We start from the raw sequence: 18,173 nt of genomic DNA, 5'->3' as shown, positions 1-18,173 counted from the left end.
CATGCCACTAAGGTAAAGCTTAAAGCGCGCTGTGAAGGGGGACATTTTTAACCAAAATAGGGTGTATATTGACCTAAGGCGAGTCCCTACGATTTACATGGTAAAGAATGCATGACAGACATGCACTAAATCTACAGAACAGTAGAAAAGAAATTCCGCTAAAACAAAACCGCAGACCATGTGATCATGGTCTGCGGCAAATAAACAACTATAAAAACGATCTTTTAGAATCCATTAGGAGCAGTACCTCCGGCGGTAGTCCATCCTGGATTTTGATAAATCACAGAGGTTGCTGCGCTATTATCTGCCGATGTGAGGATAAAATGCAATGCGGCAATTGGCTCCAGGTAATGTGCCATGGTAAATCGTGCTCCGTTGTATCCTAGAGAACTGCCTTGAATTTCTAGAGGTCTTAAATACGCACTACGTGCAGGGTCGGAAACGATGGCATTACTATTGGATGCGCCAAACACCAATGCGTTCGCACTATACCAATCTTTCATAGGGCCCCACAATTTGAAACCCTCGAAATGGTAAGGCGTCTGAATCATTTGATCCATTGCCCGCCAGCGTTTTAAATCCATCCAACGCAAGCCTTCGGCCATCAATTCCGTACGGCGCTCACGACGAATGTTGTACAGCGTTGGATTGATCAGGTTGCCCGCAGAATACGCACCCCAATCCATGGCTTCTTTACTCATCTCTGTTGCAGCAATTGTTTTGGTATAGTCGGGATCTACCTTCGCACGATTGCGAATGGCTATCCAATAGCCTTGTGCTTTGCCATCGATGTTGCCATTCTTCTCGTAGCAAGCTTCGATATAGTTTAGGTAGGCTTCTACTGCGCGAAACGTGATGCTTCCGGTATATCCCTGCCCATTGTTTAATTGTAATGCATCATAGGATAATCCTTTCCGCAACGCATAGCCGGTCGTATATTTTTGTTCCCAGTTCGTAGCCAAGATTTGTGGAGTCGGTTCTACGGCTACTTCCGAATTGCCTGCACCTCTATTGAGCAATACATTCCGCTGATTAGGCTCTTTTAAAAATAGGTTTAAGCGTCCGTCGCGATTGGCGCGAACATTGGCGATAAAATCATCTCCCTGGTACCCACTACCGGAGGCGTAGATCGGTAAGCCATTTTCCATCAGGAAACTTTCCACCATACTGCGCGTGGTGCCAACGGCATAGTTACCCGTCTGCACATTTACAGGAACATTATGCGTTACCACACTTTGGCTGTATTCTCGCCAAAGCAACACTTCACTATAACCCGACATATTCACTGCCGAAAACATATTGAAATATGGATTTTCATTGGCTGGAGATTCGATGATGCCTGTATTTTCTACCAAGGCGACTTCATCTGCCACTACTTGCGCGCTAGACATGGCCTCCGTGAGGAAAAAGTCGATTTCCTGATCGATCCCACCAGACGGATATTGATAATTACTAGTAAACGCTTTGCTTGTACCCGGCCACTCCGGACCGTTCGGCACAAATGCCGAGCCTTTAAAATATTTCAACCAAGTACCTTCGTACAGTGCTACTCTAGATTTAAGCAATAGTGCCGCGTGCTTAGCGATGCGCTGCTTACGACCGCCGGGAGCCTGCACTTTTAGTAACATAATGGCAGAATCCAGGTCGGACAAAATAAAACGAGCTACCTCATTGCGAGGAGATCGGCGACTTGCTTGCACTAGAATCTCTGGATCGCTATCGTTCATATTTGCTTTCAGAATAGGAAAATCTCCTACCGTTTGCAGCTTTTGAAAATAGGCCATTGCACGCAAGAAATAGCCTTCGCCAACGTAATGCGCAATGTTTTCGGAAGTTCCGAAAATAGTTCCTGCTTGCCATTTGGGGACGACGGTATTGAGGTAATAGTTAGCTTGAAAAATCGCCGTAAAACTCCATTCTCCACCACTTGCTTCGACGCGTTGCTGCCCAGGTACATAACGATTGTTGACCGATGGAGTAACCATGTTATCGGTGCCTCCATCAATACCGAAAGTACCGTAAGACCAATTGCCATGTGATGGAAATAATTCTGTATAACGTGCGATGGTGTAGGCGGCCAATTGATTCTCTTCTTCCAAGTAATTTTCAGGAATGATTTGAGAAGGTGGTTCAATATCTAGAAACTTCTCACAGGAACTCAAACTCGCCACCGCTCCAATTAGGAGCATATATTTCGTAAAAAATTGATTCTTTAATTTCATGATATCCCTAATTAAAACGTAACACTAAGACCTGCCGACCACACTTTGTTCAATGGATAGACCGTTCCGTTTGAACCTCCATCAATCGTCTCCGGGTCAAATACATTGGAAACTTTCGAAAACGTAAAGACATTCTCACCAGATACGTAAACGCGCATTTTGGAAATGCCCAAGCGGTCCATAGTACCGGCCGGCAACGTATAGCCTAGCATCAAATTCTTTAAACGGAGGTAGGAAGCATCTTGTAAATAACGCGTTTGTACCTGCTGATTTCTGCTTGTGTTAAAAGCTGGTCGGGCATAATAGGCGTCTAAGTTTGATCCCATTGGATCACCTTCAGGTCTGAAAAAATCTTCATGCTCAGTGAGACCAGTAGACCACCACTGATTGGATACCGCTCCCCAGAAATAATAACCACCTTGCCAGAAGTCTCTTTTTCCTACGCCTTGAAAAAATAAACTGAGATCAAAGTTCTTGTAATCTGCATTCAAGTTGAAACCAAAACTGTAGCGCGGTGTGCTGTTACCAATCACTCTTTTATCTCCTGGATTTCCTTCTGTATCATCTCCCCAGTCGATAACGCCATCACCATTAAGGTCTTTATACATGATATCTCCGGCACCCCATTGCTGTCCGATACGATTTTGGCCGCCGTTTGGCAATGTCGCTAAATGAGCATCCATTTCTTCTTGTGTCTTCGCTATGCCGATCGTCTCATATCCCCATATTTCGCCTAACTTTTGTCCGGCACGATACCGACTCAATTGCCCAGCTTCGTTGTTGAACCGAGTTACTGTAGTCTGGTAATCGGAAAGTAGGAATCGAGCGCCGTAGCCAAAGCCACCAGCAGTGCGATCGTTATAACCAATAGTAGCTTCGAAACCTCTTGTTTTCAAATCGGTATTGTTGCTTTGAGGAACTCCTGTTCCCAATGTAGCAGGCAATGTTGGCGCATCTGCCACCATGTTTAATGTTTTGCGAGAGAATACCTCAAAGGAACCGTTCAAGCGGTTATCCAATAAGGCAAAGTCTACACCGATATTCGCCGTGTTGATTGATTCCCAGGTTAGGAATGAACTCACTAATCCCGGTGCACTGGCCGTATTTGGCGAAGTACCGTTTAACAACCATCCGCCATTGGTTACACCAATTGGCATAACAACATATGTAGGATACCAATCATTAGTAGTCTGATTCCCCAGCTCACCGTAAGAAGCACGGAACTTCAACATATTGACGGTACTTGTCCAGTTTTCAAAAAAGGATTCTTTCGAAATATTCCATCCGGCAGATACCGAAGGAAACCAGCCCCAACGGCTACCTTGACGAAAACGAGACGATGCATCATAACGGAGATTTCCTTCGAACAGGTACTTCTCTTGATAATCGTAATTCACCCGGCCAAAGAAACCTGCTGTTGCCCAGTTTTGATATTGCCCAGAGACAATGGGCACTACTAGCTCACCGTTTGGATCTGTACCGGTGGTCAAATCAAGCACCGGTTGATTGGGTGCAATAATTCCATTACGCTGTGCGCCAAGACTACGGTAACCTGTCCACTCGGCCTGAAAACCGACCATCCCCTTGATATGATGATTGCCTAAATACTTGTCGTACTCGGAGTAGGCATTCGCATTATAATAGTTTTCTTTCCATCCGTATTCGTATACGTTAGACGCTTGTTTGAAGAGATAAGGCTCGCCGTTCACATCGTAATTATACAATTGCTGCGAATCCCAATGTCTGAATTGTGTGGATGTACGGTAGTTGATGGAACCGACCGTTTTCCAGCCTGCAATGGGCTCTAGGGTTAATTGCAATTGCTGAAATATAAAATCCTTAGTCGATTTGTCATTTCCTCCATCGCGCATGCCTAATGCGGGAGAAGGCGAACTAAAAAGGTATCCATTCGGATCGTACAATGGCAAAGTAGGCCAACCCTGGCGACCCAAATCGTCATAAAATCCATCGGTCAGGTTGGCCGGACGGGTATAATCTTCCCGTACCAAGCGCGCATTGTAACCTACTGTCACATAATCGGAAACCTGTGAATTGATCTTAGCGGAAACGGCGTAGCGATCGTAATGATCGGTATTAAACGCCATCATCCCACCTTGTCTCATGGCATTTCCAGAAAGGTAGTACGTCGTTTTTTCAGAACCACCGTTCAAGCTCAGGTTGTGTTCCTGACTGAATGCGCGATCTCTGTACATCACATCAAACCAATCCACATTATCATTACCATAGGCATAGCCCTCACCCCAACGGGAAGAATTATTGGGGTCTACAATCGTAGAACCCGTAATCGTTCCGTTCTGATAATCCAGAATGCGTTGTAAATGTGCTTCGCTAAATACCAGGCCGCTATTACCATTGACAGCTGCGCGGTTAAAATATTGTGCGAAAGTATAGGAATCCATCATCTGCGGTAAGGTTGTCGGCGAATTGGCACGAAAGCTATTATTGTAATTGACCACCGTAGTACCCGCTTTTCCTGATTTGGTAGTGACCAAAATTACCCCAAATGCAGCTCTCGACCCATAAATAGATGAAGCACCTGCATCTTTTAGTACGGATATGCTTTCAATATCCTGCGGATTCAATGCTGTAAGCGAACCTTCAGATCCATCAATCAATACGAGTGGAGATGAAGATGAACTGCCGATGGTACCCAATCCCCTAACGTTGATCGAAGCCCCGCCCTCCAACGAACCGCTGTTTTGTGATATGTTTAGTCCTGGCGCTAAGCCTTGTAATGCCTGCACAGCGCTTTGAACAGGTCTGTTCTCCAATTGCTTTGCGTCTACAATGGCCACGGAGCCGGTTAAGTTGGTTTTCTTCTGTGTTCCAAAACCTACAACGACTACTTCTTCCAATGCGTCTCCGCCTGAGGTCAGCATCTCTACATTGAGCGTAAATTCTCCATTTGCACCAGCCGTTTGGTCGGCTAAGTTGATCGTCTGCCGTTGATATCCCATCGCGGTGATGATCAATGCGTCCGTTGCGGTAACCGTGATACTAAATTGTCCTTGTTCATTGGTGGCTGTTCCCTGCTGTGTGCCCTGTATTTGAACAGACACTCCCGCCAGCGGTGCTCCTTCAGCAGTTACCTTTCCCTTCACTTGCCTGCTTTGTGCATGGGCGTGGTGGAGTGCAACTGCGATCACAAAAAACATCAATAAGATGCTTTTAATGAGGTTACGATTTTTTCTCATTTCTTCTGGTAATTAAGATTTATGTTTTTCTTATCGATTAGTAGCCGATGGTATTAGGTTCATTGTGGTACACACTGTCGTGTGCACTGGCTTGGATCGATTAGTTATCGACAAATCTCTCTAAAAAAAATGCCCACAACGTGGGCATTTTCATATTTAAAAAGGGGTGAATTCGTTTTCCAACTTACTCAGAAGCTTTTTAGAGCATATTTTTACCCATTGGCTAGTTCATTTAATAATTCCATGAGTCGTGCCATTTGAAGAACAATAATCCGTCGGCATTAAACTCGATAGGTAACCAAATGTACCGGCTATCTTTCAAATTTTTCGGATTCCACCGATCTGCCATAAAGATGAATGTATCCTTTTTGCCTTGCACTGGAAGTATATGTGTACTTTGAGATTCGAATGTCCTATTTGCTCCAGATCCTAGGGCAGGATTGTCGTGGAGCGTCCATTCACCAAGCATGTTATCAGCAGTTAACAAACGTGCCGCGTTGGGCTCCCAACCCGTGCAACCTGAGGTAACCATGAAGTACTTTCCATCTTTCTTTACTAAAGCAGGCGCTTCATTATGCCCTCCTGGTTCTACGCGAATGTATTTACCCGTGTAGCCGAGATAATCTTCGGTGAGTTCAGCAATATGAATGGTCAAATTATCTTCCGATGAATAGACATGATAGGCCTTCTGATCGTCGTCGACAAATAAAGTCATGTCGCGCGCCATCTGGCCTCCTTGAAAATCTCGCCGTACGAACAGTCCGCCCTTGATGGCTTCCATCCAGCTTGGCGTCCACCAATCCGGATGATCTTTTGTCGTAACACGTGATTTACGCTGGGATGTAGACATATTCAAAGGCCATTTCTTCGCGTTGACACGACCAGCTTTATGATAGGTAAATGGTCCTGTAGGATTATCGCTGGTGGCTAATCCTACATAAGCAGCCTCGTAGCCACGCCCTTTGAGTTCTAAGTGGAAGTACATCACGAATTTCTTGGTCTTTTGATTGTAGATCACTTTCGGGCGCTCAATAATACTTCCACGCGTGATCGGACTGGTGGTATCACTTGAGGTAGTCAATGCCAATCCTTCTGATTTCCAACGATATAAGTCTTTAGACGAATACACGGTTACGCCCTGAGATTCTTTGCCACCTCTCTTTTCTCCATACCAATAATAGGTACCATCGTGATGCAGCACACCACCACCATGCGCGTTGATATGTTCTCCGTTTTGATCTAACCACAATTCTCCGGGATGAAATGCCTTTTGCGTATCCACTTTTGCTTTGTCTCCCGCATCCTTTTGATACACACGTACGTAGTCGATTTCATACCTGGCAGGCAACAGCGAATTGTCGATTTCTCCACCATTATCGCCACCTAAAGCCAAGTTCAAGAGCATATAGTGGGGTTGTTTGAAAGGGTAAAATCCGGATCCATCTTTATTAGCAAGCTTTTCTTGCGAAACTTTGTTCATCAAGACATCATCCACATATAGTGCAATCTCCTGCTCGTCCCAGTCCATCCGCCACACATGAAACTCCGACGCCCATTGATCTCCTCCTAAATCGGCTACCGACTTTTTGCCGTTGTGCCATTCTGCTTTCCAACGCTGATTCGTTCCTACGGCGATATTGGCCAGCAAATTGCCTTGGTAGTACTCCATAATGTCAATTTCTCCATTAGATGGCCATTCGCGGTCTACGCCTAAAGTCCAAAAGGCAGGCCATATTCCTTGCCCGACAGGGATTTTTGCACGCATTTCAAATCGTCCATACTTCCATGCTTTTTTGCCAGAAGTATTGATCGAAGCAGAAGTGTATTGAATTTTTTCTCGCGATGTTGACCATTGGGTACTCCCTTTTTCATAAGTTGGATTGCGTTTGGTCTCTTGTCGGGCCTCTATCACCAAAACGCCATTTTTAACAAAAGCATTTTCTTCCTGATACCATTGGTCTTCGTGGTTGCGCATAAAACCCTTTTCAAAATTCCAAGTACGGAGGTCGACCGCGCCTGTTCCTTCAAATTCATCCGACCAAACCAATTGATAGTGCTGGTTTTGGGCATAGCAGATCGCCATAAAGTGAAAGACAAAACAGGTTAAGATGAAGCTCTTATTCATAGGTAGTATATTATGGTTGAGTATAAAACAAAATTATACTATCGGCATTTCTCATAGAGGGTCAAATTCACCAAAACAAGGGTACATACTGCCTATTATAGCATTTTTAACGACCCTTTTTGTTTTTTAGCCGTTCGATGTAACACATATTCTTTGCGTTAAATTTGCTTTAAGTTTTTATTAAAGTTATATTTATTCAAGGGAAGTGCTATGAAGCTTCTTGTCTGAAAGACTAACCACCTAATGAACATTTTGATACTCCTATTTTTATTCGCGACGGCGATATCGAACGTAAAAGCTGAAAGCAATCCAGCAATCCGCTACGTTGGCATCGAGCAAGGTTTGTCCAATAACAATGTCACATCCATATTCGAAGATAGTGATGGATTTATGTGGTTCGGTACGTTCGATGGCCTTAACCGCTTCGATGGTGATCAATTCATGGTGTTCAAAAATCAACCGGAGGACCGTCTTTCTTTGCCAGATAATCGGATCACTGACATTTCGCAGGATGCTAACGGCAGATTATGGGTGGCAAGTAAATCTGGTTTCGCAAAATTGGATGCTGATTACACCCATTTTCAACGTGTTAGATGGAAAGATTATCTGCCTTTCCGATCTGATCATACGACGATATCTGCTAGCGTCAATCAACTCGCTTATTCGGCTACGCATGGAATCCTCGCGGCGACATCCCTCCATGGTTTGCTACAGGTAAACACAGAAAATGATCAACCATTGGCCACAAAAATCCCACTACAACTGAGCAATGGGCAAAAAAACCTAGACTACAACGCACAGGGTGTGGTGTCCACCAGTGCAAATGAAATTTGGGTATTTATCCATAATCATGGACTTTGTCGATTGAATCCGCAAAGCAATGCGTTGGAGGTAGTAGACGATCAGATTAAAAACAGCGTCGGTATAAAAGTGGACGAAAATGGCAGGTCTATCTGGGTGGCATCTAACGAAAACAGACATACACTCTACGAATTTGATCTCCGTAAAAAAGCATATAGCACATACCAGATAGATCCGACTCTTGTACCGTTTGAAATCACCGCGCTATACGCCAAATATGAGAAGGTTTTCCTGGGATCAGAAGGGAAAGGAATCATCGAATTTGACAAAAGGACAAACCAATTCCAACAATATCAAAAAAATACAAACTGGATGAAAAGTATGACGGTGTACAGCATGTACATCGACCAGATGCAACGAAATTGGATCGGAACACTCAGGAGCGGCATCCACGTGGTGGATAACAGGTTAGCCCGATTCCACCTCATTCAGCCTGGTTCTGCGACAGATCGGCAAAATGCAAAAAATTTCATTCTGTCTTTTGCCAATGGCAAAAACAACGACCTCTGGATTGGAACAGATGGTGCCGGGATGATGCATTGGAATCGAAAAAAACAATCCTTCACACATTATGCTGCTGACGACAACACACATACAGGAAAGCTTAATAACAACTTTATTACGGGCATATTAGCGGACGAAAATGGTTTTGTATGGGCAACTACGTACGGAGGTGGCATAAACCGATTAGATCCAAAAACCGGCACATTTAAACAGTATATCTGTTTTTCGCCCAAAAACAATCGAGTGTATTCGGCTACTTGGAAGATTTTTGAAGACAGTCAAAAACGAATATGGGCTAGTACTATCCATGGCGGCGGACTATTTTGCTATAACGCTGTCACCGATCAATTTGAAGTGAAAACAAACGATATCATTGATGTGCTGAGCATTTTTGAAGAAGCACCTGAAGTGATGTGGTTTGGCAGTTGGTCTACGGTAACGATGCGCAACTTCAAGACGGGCGAGCAAAAAGTGATCAATACGGATTTCCCGGTGAGAGACATTTTTACCGACAACGACGGATACGTGTGGCTAGCTACTGAAGGCGGTGGATTACTCCGTTACGAAAAGTCAACTTGCAAACTCAAACGGTACTCTGAAAAAAATGGGCTGCCAAGTAACACGGTGCTGAATATTTTAAAAGACAACACGGACACATTTTGGCTATCTACTTACAACGGATTATCGAATTTCAATCCTAAATCGGAAATATTCACCAACTATTATGATTCTGATGGGTTACAGAGCAATCAATTCAGCTATAATGCGGCTATAAAGTTGCCAGATGGAAGCCTCGCCTTTGGAGGTATTCACGGCTTTAATCTATTTCACCCGACGCAATTGAAATCGCTTCAGCGTAATTCCAAAGTAGTATTTACGGCGTTGAATATTAACAATAAACCCACGAATCAATTTACCGAATCAAAATCTTACAGTTCGGCAAATCATATCGAGAAACTTACTATTCCATTTAGTAATGCGGTACTCAACGTTCATTTTTCGGCGCTCGAATACTCCTTCCCTACCAAAATCAAATACGCTTACTATTTGGATGGGTGGGATAAGGATTGGAACTATGTAGACAATCTAAAGACGGCCAATTACACCAATGTTAAAGAAGGGAAATACACCCTGCGCATTAAATCCACCAACGCAGATGGTGTTTGGAGTGATTCGAAAAAAACATTGCAAATTATAATACTTCCGCCTTGGTGGCGTAGCATCTGGGCGTATCTAGCTTATTTAGCTTTATTTGCAACCGGCATCGTGGCCTATCTTCGATACGACCGCAAGCAAATACGATTACGATACGAAATTGATCTTGCAAAAGTGAATGCGGAGAAGAAGAAAGAGCTACACGAGAAGCAAATCGCATTTTTTACGCACATCGCTCATGAGTTTCGAAATCCGTTGACGCTTATCGTCAACCCGTTAAAAGAAATGAGCAGTGAACCAGAAAATCACATCGATCGGGAGGATATACAAGGGGTGTACCGCAACTCAAAACGTCTACTCAATTTGGTGGATAAGCTGCTCCTTTTTAGGAAGACTGAGAGTGGCATGGATCGATTGCGCCTTGTACAAGCCGATATTGTGAGTCTTACACGAGAAGTGTTTACCTGTTTCCAACAGCAGGCTACGTTGCAGCACATTCACTACGTATTCGATAGTAACATTAACCACCATCTGCTTTTGGTCGATCGAGAAAAGATGGAAATTTGCCTTTTCAACCTGATTAGTAATGCATTCAAATACACGCCAAATGGCGGCAGCATTCGCATTGCATTACACTATCGTTCTGTTGATTTTTCGATTCAAGTGATCGATACCGGGTGTGGCATTGCGAATCAGCATAAAGATCAAGTCTTCCATGTCTTCGAGCGAGATTACATTGGCAATAGCAACAATAAAGGTGGATTTGGAATCGGTCTTTTCTTAGTAAAAAGCTTCATATCTGCTCACAAAGGTAGTATCGCGCATCGTCCGCATTTCCCTGCGGGAACACAGTTCGAGATTTTGCTGCAAAATGGAAAAGCACATCTTTCGGAATTTACGATTTTCGAAGATGTGGTAGAGCACAGCGCGAGCATTGACGAATATATAGCAACGAGCTCCGCGAGAAAAGCATCGAACGACAATGCTGTTGTGGAGAACGCGACCAATGTGAGTAACGATTCGAATATCACAGCACAAGAGCTAACTCGAGATTACCAAAACGTGGTCACCGACAAAAAGGCCATGGTGGTGGTGGATGATAATGCGGAAATTAGAAAATACCTCCGCAAGATGTTTCACAACGAATTTGAGATACGTGAAGCAGACTGCGCTGAAACGGGGATCTCTTTGATTGAGCAAACGCCTCCAGATATCATCATCAGTGATGTGGTGATGGGTGGTATGTCTGGCATTGATCTCTGTCAACATATCAAAAATATTCCTGCGTTGAGCCATATCCCCATCATCTTGCTAACCGCCAGTAACTCTCCCGACATCAAGCTGAAAGGATTGGAAGGAAAAGCAGATGATTATGTAACCAAACCTTTCGAGCGGGAGTTATTAATCGCACGTGTAAACAACCTCATTCAAAGTCGCAGTCACCTACAGCGTTATTTTTACGATGAGATCACGCTGCAACAAACGAATCACAAAATCTCCAAAGAACACCGCGCATTTTTAGAAAAGTCCATTGCTATCGTGGAAGAGAACCTCGATCAGGAAACCTTCAGTGTGAAAGAGCTGGCTGAGCAGATTGGCATGAGCCACTCCAACTTTTACAAACGCATTAAGGCTATTTCCGGTAAGTCAGCCAATGAATTTATCCGCTTCGTACGACTTAGAAAGGTTGCTCAACTGCTGATCGAGACCGATGCTAATGTGAGTGAGGCTGCCTTTGCCGCGGGCTTCAACGATATTAAATATTTCCGAACCCAGTTTTCAAAGGTTTTTGGAATGAAACCTTCTGAGTTTAAAAAGAAATACGATGCACTTCGGAAAAATCATCGCTTAACAATTTGATCATGAATTAATTTAAAAACACAATGCATCGTGCAATAGAGAATCATTTGAAGAAAAAATAGTTGGGCAAGTTAGTAATTTGACAAACATACGATTGGCTTCCTTCGGAGCTGCCTTCGGTGGTCGTCGTCGTGCCTCCTTCTCGTAAAGACGCTCATCTCTTGCTTATATTATGTCTCCAAAAATGTATCTTAGCCACTGTATGGAGGAGATCATCACGCATGAAGAAAAGACGTTCAGTGGAATAAATTACGAGCAAAAGATACTTCGAAACAGGGAATTTGTGCAGTGTACATTCGTGAATTGTGATTTTACGAAGAGCGACTTGCAAGGGAATACTTTTGAAGATTGTTCTTTTAAACAGTGTAATTTCACGATGACTGAAGTGTCGGACACCGGCTTTAGAAATGCAACTTTTATCAGTTGCAAACTTTTAGGCATCGATTTTAGCAGGTGCAATACCTTTGCTTTTTCGATGTCATTCTCTGACAGTTACTTGGATTTTAGTGTTTTTTATAGCATGAAATTAAAAAAAACACTTTTTGAGAGATGTAGTGTAAAAGAAGTTGACTTTTCAAACGCTGATCTTTCCGGTTCGGTGTTCAAAGATTGTGACTTACAGCTCGCCAATTTCTCGGGTGCAAACCTAGAGAAAGCAGATCTTAGAACGGCGCGAAACTTCTCCATCGATCCTTCCGATTCTAAAATAAAAAATGCTAAATTTTCTGTGATGAATCTGGAAGGGCTTTTGGATAGACACAAAATTATAATTGACTACAACATCTAATCCTATTCGTTTTCAGGCTTGATCGTTCTGATTTACTGCATTTTAATAGATTGATCAAGAAGTTGTACACGAAGTAAGTAGTTCGAAGCAGTAATGTATAGCCAGTTATCACTTCCGAAAGCGCAATTTGCGGTGGAAACACCGGTGTGAATACGACCTAAAAGTTTCCCAGTTTTATCTATCACTACGACGCCTTTTCCGGCAGCTATAAAGATATTTCCGTTAGCGTCGACTTTAAAACCGTCTGGTGCTGCTCCATCCTCCGGAAACTGTGAACTAAAATCAAATAAAACTTGAGCGGATCCATTGATCTTGCCTTCTTTTAAGGGATACGCTAGTAAGTAAGGTTTTTTTGGATTACTTAAACCAACATACAAAATGGATTCGTCTGGCGATAGTGCAATTCCATTAGGTTTCTTTACATCTGCGATGATTTGGATTACGGTACCATCTGAAGAAGCTTTGTATACACCATCTTGATTAATTTCCCTGTTGGCTACATCTGAATCCCCGTCTGGCAAACCATAAGGTGGATCGGTAAAATAATAACTCCCGTCGCTATGCTGGCAAATATCATTGGGGGAGTTAAACCGCTTTCCGTCCCAAGAATCCGCCACCGTGACCTTGCCTCCTTTGTCTAATGGCATCCGTGTAATACGCCTGTCACCATGCTCACAGGCTACCAGTTCTCCTTCATGATTGATGAGTAATCCATTTGAGCCGGGCTCATCACTATAGGGCGTTAAACCGGTATAACCCGAAGGTGATAGGAATACTTGCACACCGTCTTTTGAACTCCATTTGTACATCGTATTACGCGTGGGATCACTACATAGTAAATAGCCCTGTTCAGGCACCCAAACTGGTCCTTCTGCCCATTTCAAACTATCTGTTAATATTTCTATCTTCTGATCCGATGCCACAATGTGCGCAAAAGAGTTATCATAGGTATCGATTTTCCCTAATGTTGGGTAGGTCTGGCCTGTAGCTACTATAGCGAATAGCATACATAAAAACGAAAAAGCATATTTAATCATATCTGTTCATTGTAGTTGGCTGTCGATAAGTTTACAAATGTCATGCTACGTTATTCCGTTGATGACATTTTCGCTACTTTTCTTGCTTGAATATACTCTGATGGCGTACTTTTAAATTTCGATTTGAAAACCTTAGTAAAGTAGTTGGGATTGGCAAACCCCATTTCATACGCAATCTCGGAAATAGACTTATCGCTTTTATCCAATAGTTTTTTTGCTTTATCCAACTTGGTTGAGCGAATAAATTCTACGGGTGTCATGCCGGTATATTCCAATAGTCTATTGTATAAAGATGCTCTGCTAATAGATAGGTTTGCACTCAAAGACTCCACGGAAAGTTGCGGATTAGTGATGTTCTCTTCAATATAATGCATTGCTTTCTGGAGAAATTTTTCCTGCTCTGAAACGACTTCAATTTCGGGTGCTACGATAGATAGTTGCTTAGAATATTTTTCTTTAAATGCTTGATTAAGATTCAAAAGGCTATCCACTTTAGCCTTTAAATGCTCCATATCGAAAGGCTTATTGATATAATCGATGGCTCCTGATTCCAGACCATAGATAGCACCATTATGCACGTCGGCAGCAGTTAGTAAGATCACCGGTATTTGTTTGGTCCTCTTATCGTGATGCAGCTTCTGTGCTAGCTCTACCCCATTCATAATCGGCATCTGTACATCACTAATGATGATTTCGGGATGATGAAATAGTGCTTTTTGCCAGCCGTCTTGTCCATTTTCCGCTTCGATAACCTGATATAGATCTGCCAAGTGCTCCGTAAGATAAGAGCGAAAATCTGCATCGTCTTCCACGATCAATATTTTCGGTGATTCAGATAGCGTATTTGCTTTTCGACTGTCTTTGCTTTCTGATTGTTCGATGGCTAGACTTGCTGTATCGAGCAGAACACACCGCTTTAAGTGCAAATCTAACGCAAATACACTGCCTTTGCCGACTATACTTTGCACTTCAATTTTGCCGTCATATAATTCTACGAAGGATTTTACGATGGAAAGTCCGATGCCGGAGCCTTGGTTTAACACATGCGCCTGCGCATCTAATTGAAAAAAATTCTCAAATATTTTCGTATGATAAGATAGCGGAATGCCGATCCCGGTATCTTTTACTGCCACGTTCATCTGTACCGTATCTGCATCTGTAATAGCATGGCTAGCATCTACTGTGACAGCGATTTTGCCACCCAATGGGGTAAATTTAAAGGCGTTTGACAGTAAATTAAAGAGTATTCGCTCTACTTTGTCCTTATCAAAGCGCACATACATTTTCTCGCAGCTAGACGATACAGACAAGTCGATCCCCTTCTGAATTGCTAAATCTGTAAACGAGGCGACGGATTGTTTGACAAAGGAGACAAATTCTCCATCCGTGTCTTGCAGATGAATCTCATTTTCTTCCATCTTTCGGAAATCCAACAATTGATTCACCAGACTCAATAACCGTTCGCTATTTCGTTTGACTAATTTTAACTGTTCCGCTATTTTGCCGTTTTCCATCTGGCCTAGCATAGTATCTACCGGACCTTTAATCAATGATATAGGCGTCCGAAATTCATGGCTAAGATTGGTGAGGAACTTAATCTTCATTTTATCCAGATTTCTGAGCTGTTGGGCTTCTTTCCTTTCCTGTTTAATGAGTTGCTTGGCCGTGGCTCTTTCTTGTTCTAAAGCAAATTGAGCTCTTAGTTTTTGTATACCTCGTGCTCTGATGAGTAGCAAACCGCCTATCACCACCATTAGGTATACCAGATAGGCATACAGTGTTTTCCACCAGGGCGGTGAAATAATGATCTCGATAGTGCGCTCATTCTCATCCCAAACGCCATCATTGTTACTCGCCCGTACCCTAAATTGGTATTTACCGGGTGGGATATTGGTATAGTTAGCCGTATGCTCTTTGCCGACCTCCATCCAATCTTTATCAAAGCCCTCGAGAAAATAGGCATACTGATTGTCTTCAGGAACCGTAAAGTTTAATGCCTCAAAGGATATGGAGAAATTCTGATCGTGCCGAAGTCGTATCTGTTTTTCTAACAGTAGCGAGGTACTAATGGGTTGGTCTTTTCCGGGTTGGACGGTTACATTATTAATGCGCAAATTGGTTAATACCACTTGCGCGGGATTTTGGTTTGTTTTTAGATGTTGAGGATAGAAATGATTAAAACCCTGCTGACCACCGAAATATAATTCTCCATCAGGCATTTTTATGCCTGCGCCCAAGCTGAATGCTCCCGCTTGTAGGCCGGCAGAGTGAGAATAATTTTTAAAGGATTGCGTGGAGGTATCATAGCAGCTTAACCCTTGCCCTGTACTGAACCATATCTTACCCTTATCATCTTCTATTATTTTTTGTACAACGCCATTAAGCAAACCATCATTGATCGATATCGTTTGAAAGGTAGATTGTCCTCTTTTTAGTACGCCGACGCCATCTCCATTCGTTCCGACCCAGGTATTTCCCTGCTCATCATGATAGATAGACAAAATATAATTACTAGGTAGCTGATGTGATTGTACATTCATGCTACTTGTTTTACCCGTGTTGGGGTTAATGATCGAAATTCCGCGACCATAAGTACCGACCCATATGTGCTCCGCACCAACTTCTTCTATCGCTCGCACATAGCGCGAAGATTCATATTTTGTGATAGATTTACGATCAGGACTTAATACATTGACACCTCCCCCATTCGTACCAATCCAAAGATTCCCTTTCCGATCTTTTTTAAGTGCAAAAATCTCATCGTTGTTTAGTTCATTTTGCCCTGCCCCCGCCCCGATATGCTGATGCGATTTTGTGAGAAAGTTATAGCCATATAAACCATTGCGGTACGTTCCAATCCATAAAATATCCTTATCTGATTCCAGGGCTAGGACAGCGAGTTCTTTTGGAAGATGCTCCATTTCTTGTTGGCTGCCTGTCTTCTTATCGTACGCGATAACACCATTTCCATCGGTTCCAACATAAATTTGCTTGCCCGAGGCGGCAAAGGCACTTACAATAGCACTTTCTCCCGCATATGAACGTGCTCCAGCAACTGTCCGTAAGTTAAATTCATTGAGGTTATTGTCGTATTTGTTTAAGCCTCCCTGGTAGGTGCCTACCCAGGATATGCCAAAATCATCAATCAGAACAGAACGTATGGAGCGTGTACTTAAACTATATAAATTACTTTTATTGGGCTGATAGTAATCTAATTCAAATGTATTGATATCTAAAATATGTAATCCTTTATCGCTACCAATCCAGAGATTTCCCGATTTGTCGACATCTGCTGCATACAAATTACTACTATGCATTTGATTACCTCTCAGGAGATCTGATGATGATTGCAACGCTGTACGCTGTTTATTTAAGCGAAATAAGCCCTCTGTCGATACAATCCATATGTATCCATTTGCATCTTCCACAATCCCCCGAACTAAGGGGTCTGAGTTGCGCACTCCCGCACTGCTTGGAAGTTTGAAAACAGATTCTAACTTTAATTGTGCATCGTATCGATAAATCGTTTGATCCGATGCGATCCAAAGGCTTTCGCTTTTATCTTTAAACGTATAAGAGGAGATCCTATCTCTCAGCTTTTTGCTGATTTTTTGATAAGGTGTACCAGTTAGCACCGCATGTGTCTCCACATCTATACAGTAGATTGCTCCATATGCACTCACCCATACATTATCCTGAGCATCGCCAGATATGGAGTTGATGGCGGTGCTGATCCCCTCAATAGTTCCGGGATCGTAATGTTGGATACGGTCGGTATTTCTGTCGTAATACGCTAATCCGCCACCATTGGTACCTATCCAGATGCGTCCGTTGCGATCTTCATACAAGCAGGTGACATGGTTCACACCCAGGCCGTCACTTTCATTTGGATTTCGCCGATATATCTTGAAATTCGAACCATCAAAGCGATTTAATCCATCCTCTGTACCTATCCACAGGAAGCCAAAGCTATCCCGGCATAACGCGTAGATGGTATTGGAAGATAGCCCATCTTTTGAATACAAATGTTGAAAATCAATGGAGAGATCCTGGCTCCTAGCAGAACTTATTATTCCAAATACAAATAAGAAATACCAGGCAACTTTTTTCATAGACAGCTAGCTTATCAAAGGCGATAAAGAATACGTTTATATTGGTTACGCATACAAATAAATGTCGCGTTGACAATAAAGATAGTAATTACCTCCGGAACATCATGTATGTTTATGGGCAATGATAAAGGACGTATGGCGTTAGACACACGACTTAAATGGCTTTCGACGATGATACGGTTGCCTATTTACAAGACAAAAACCGTCAAAAATCACCCTGTCACTTGTCAATCGCGAGAAAACAACCAAAGAACAAGTAACAAGGTGAAAATATGCTATTTATAAACGAAAGCGG

Annotated in this window: 7 protein-coding genes and 1 pseudogene; 3 read left to right on the top strand and 5 right to left on the bottom strand. The window is 42.9% G+C overall.

The window, feature by feature from the left end:
* Window positions 1-224: 224 nt before the first annotated feature.
* The 3 genes from M8998_RS01955 to M8998_RS01945 form a co-directional block, all read right to left on the bottom strand.
* Window positions 225-2,222 carry a RagB/SusD family nutrient uptake outer membrane protein gene (locus M8998_RS01955; protein ID WP_249990310.1) on the bottom strand — a complete coding sequence of 666 codons (1,998 nt, stop codon included), beginning with the start codon at window positions 2,220-2,222 and terminating at the stop codon, window positions 225-227.
* An 11-nt stretch (window positions 2,223-2,233) separates the two neighbouring features.
* On the bottom strand, window positions 2,234-5,437 hold the full coding sequence (locus M8998_RS01950; RefSeq protein WP_249990309.1) for a SusC/RagA family TonB-linked outer membrane protein: 3,204 nt from the start codon (window positions 5,435-5,437) through the stop codon (window positions 2,234-2,236).
* Window positions 5,438-5,669: 232 nt separating this feature from the next.
* Window positions 5,670-7,562, bottom strand: coding sequence for a family 16 glycosylhydrolase (locus tag M8998_RS01945; protein ID WP_249990308.1), 1,893 nt, complete (start codon window positions 7,560-7,562; stop codon window positions 5,670-5,672).
* Window positions 7,563-7,805: 243 nt separating this feature from the next.
* Between M8998_RS01945 and M8998_RS01940 the strand changes: the two genes are divergently transcribed.
* The 3 genes and pseudogenes from M8998_RS01940 to M8998_RS16320 all read left to right on the top strand — a co-directional run bounded on the left by M8998_RS01940 (window position 7,806) and on the right by M8998_RS16320 (window position 12,729).
* Window positions 7,806-11,942 (top strand): hybrid sensor histidine kinase/response regulator transcription factor, encoded by a 4,137-nt coding sequence (locus M8998_RS01940; RefSeq protein WP_249990307.1) that lies wholly within the window; start codon window positions 7,806-7,808, stop codon window positions 11,940-11,942.
* A 172-nt stretch (window positions 11,943-12,114) separates the two neighbouring features.
* Window positions 12,115-12,306, top strand: a pseudogene (locus M8998_RS16325) (hypothetical protein); the annotation flags it as partial.
* Between the two features lie 156 nt (window positions 12,307-12,462).
* A complete protein-coding gene (locus M8998_RS16320; protein ID WP_249992416.1) occupies window positions 12,463-12,729 on the top strand; it encodes a pentapeptide repeat-containing protein in 267 nt (88 codons plus the stop codon).
* 32 nt (window positions 12,730-12,761) lie between these two features.
* Here M8998_RS16320 and M8998_RS01925 read toward each other — a convergent pair whose 3' ends face one another.
* Both M8998_RS01925 and M8998_RS01920 read right to left on the bottom strand, forming a co-directional pair.
* A complete protein-coding gene (locus M8998_RS01925) occupies window positions 12,762-13,736 on the bottom strand; it encodes an SMP-30/gluconolactonase/LRE family protein (protein WP_249990306.1) in 975 nt (324 codons plus the stop codon).
* 80 nt (window positions 13,737-13,816) lie between these two features.
* Entirely contained in the window at window positions 13,817-17,878 is a 4,062-nt protein-coding gene (locus M8998_RS01920; RefSeq protein WP_249990305.1) for a hybrid sensor histidine kinase/response regulator transcription factor, read from the bottom strand.
* Window positions 17,879-18,173: the final 295 nt, after the last annotated feature.

Source organism: Sphingobacterium sp. lm-10, from assembly GCF_023554555.1.
Lineage (GTDB): Bacteria > Bacteroidota > Bacteroidia > Sphingobacteriales > Sphingobacteriaceae > Sphingobacterium.
This window is presented reverse-complemented; position numbering and strand designations above follow the sequence as displayed.

What these genes read in the sequence shown, in the direction of transcription:
- M8998_RS01955 (WP_249990310.1), bottom strand. Translation starts at nt 2,222, where the DNA reads ATGAAATTAAAGAATCAATTTTTTACGAAATATATGCTCCTAATTGGA.
- M8998_RS01950 (WP_249990309.1), bottom strand. Translation starts at nt 5,437, where the DNA reads ATGAGAAAAAATCGTAACCTCATTAAAAGCATCTTATTGATGTTTTTT.
- M8998_RS01945 (WP_249990308.1), bottom strand. Translation starts at nt 7,562, where the DNA reads ATGAATAAGAGCTTCATCTTAACCTGTTTTGTCTTTCACTTTATGGCG.
- M8998_RS01940 (WP_249990307.1), top strand. Translation starts at nt 7,806, where the DNA reads ATGAACATTTTGATACTCCTATTTTTATTCGCGACGGCGATATCGAAC.
- M8998_RS16320 (WP_249992416.1), top strand. Translation starts at nt 12,463, where the DNA reads ATGAAATTAAAAAAAACACTTTTTGAGAGATGTAGTGTAAAAGAAGTT.
- M8998_RS01925 (WP_249990306.1), bottom strand. Translation starts at nt 13,736, where the DNA reads ATGCTATTCGCTATAGTAGCTACAGGCCAGACCTACCCAACATTAGGG.
- M8998_RS01920 (WP_249990305.1), bottom strand. Translation starts at nt 17,878, where the DNA reads ATGAAAAAAGTTGCCTGGTATTTCTTATTTGTATTTGGAATAATAAGT.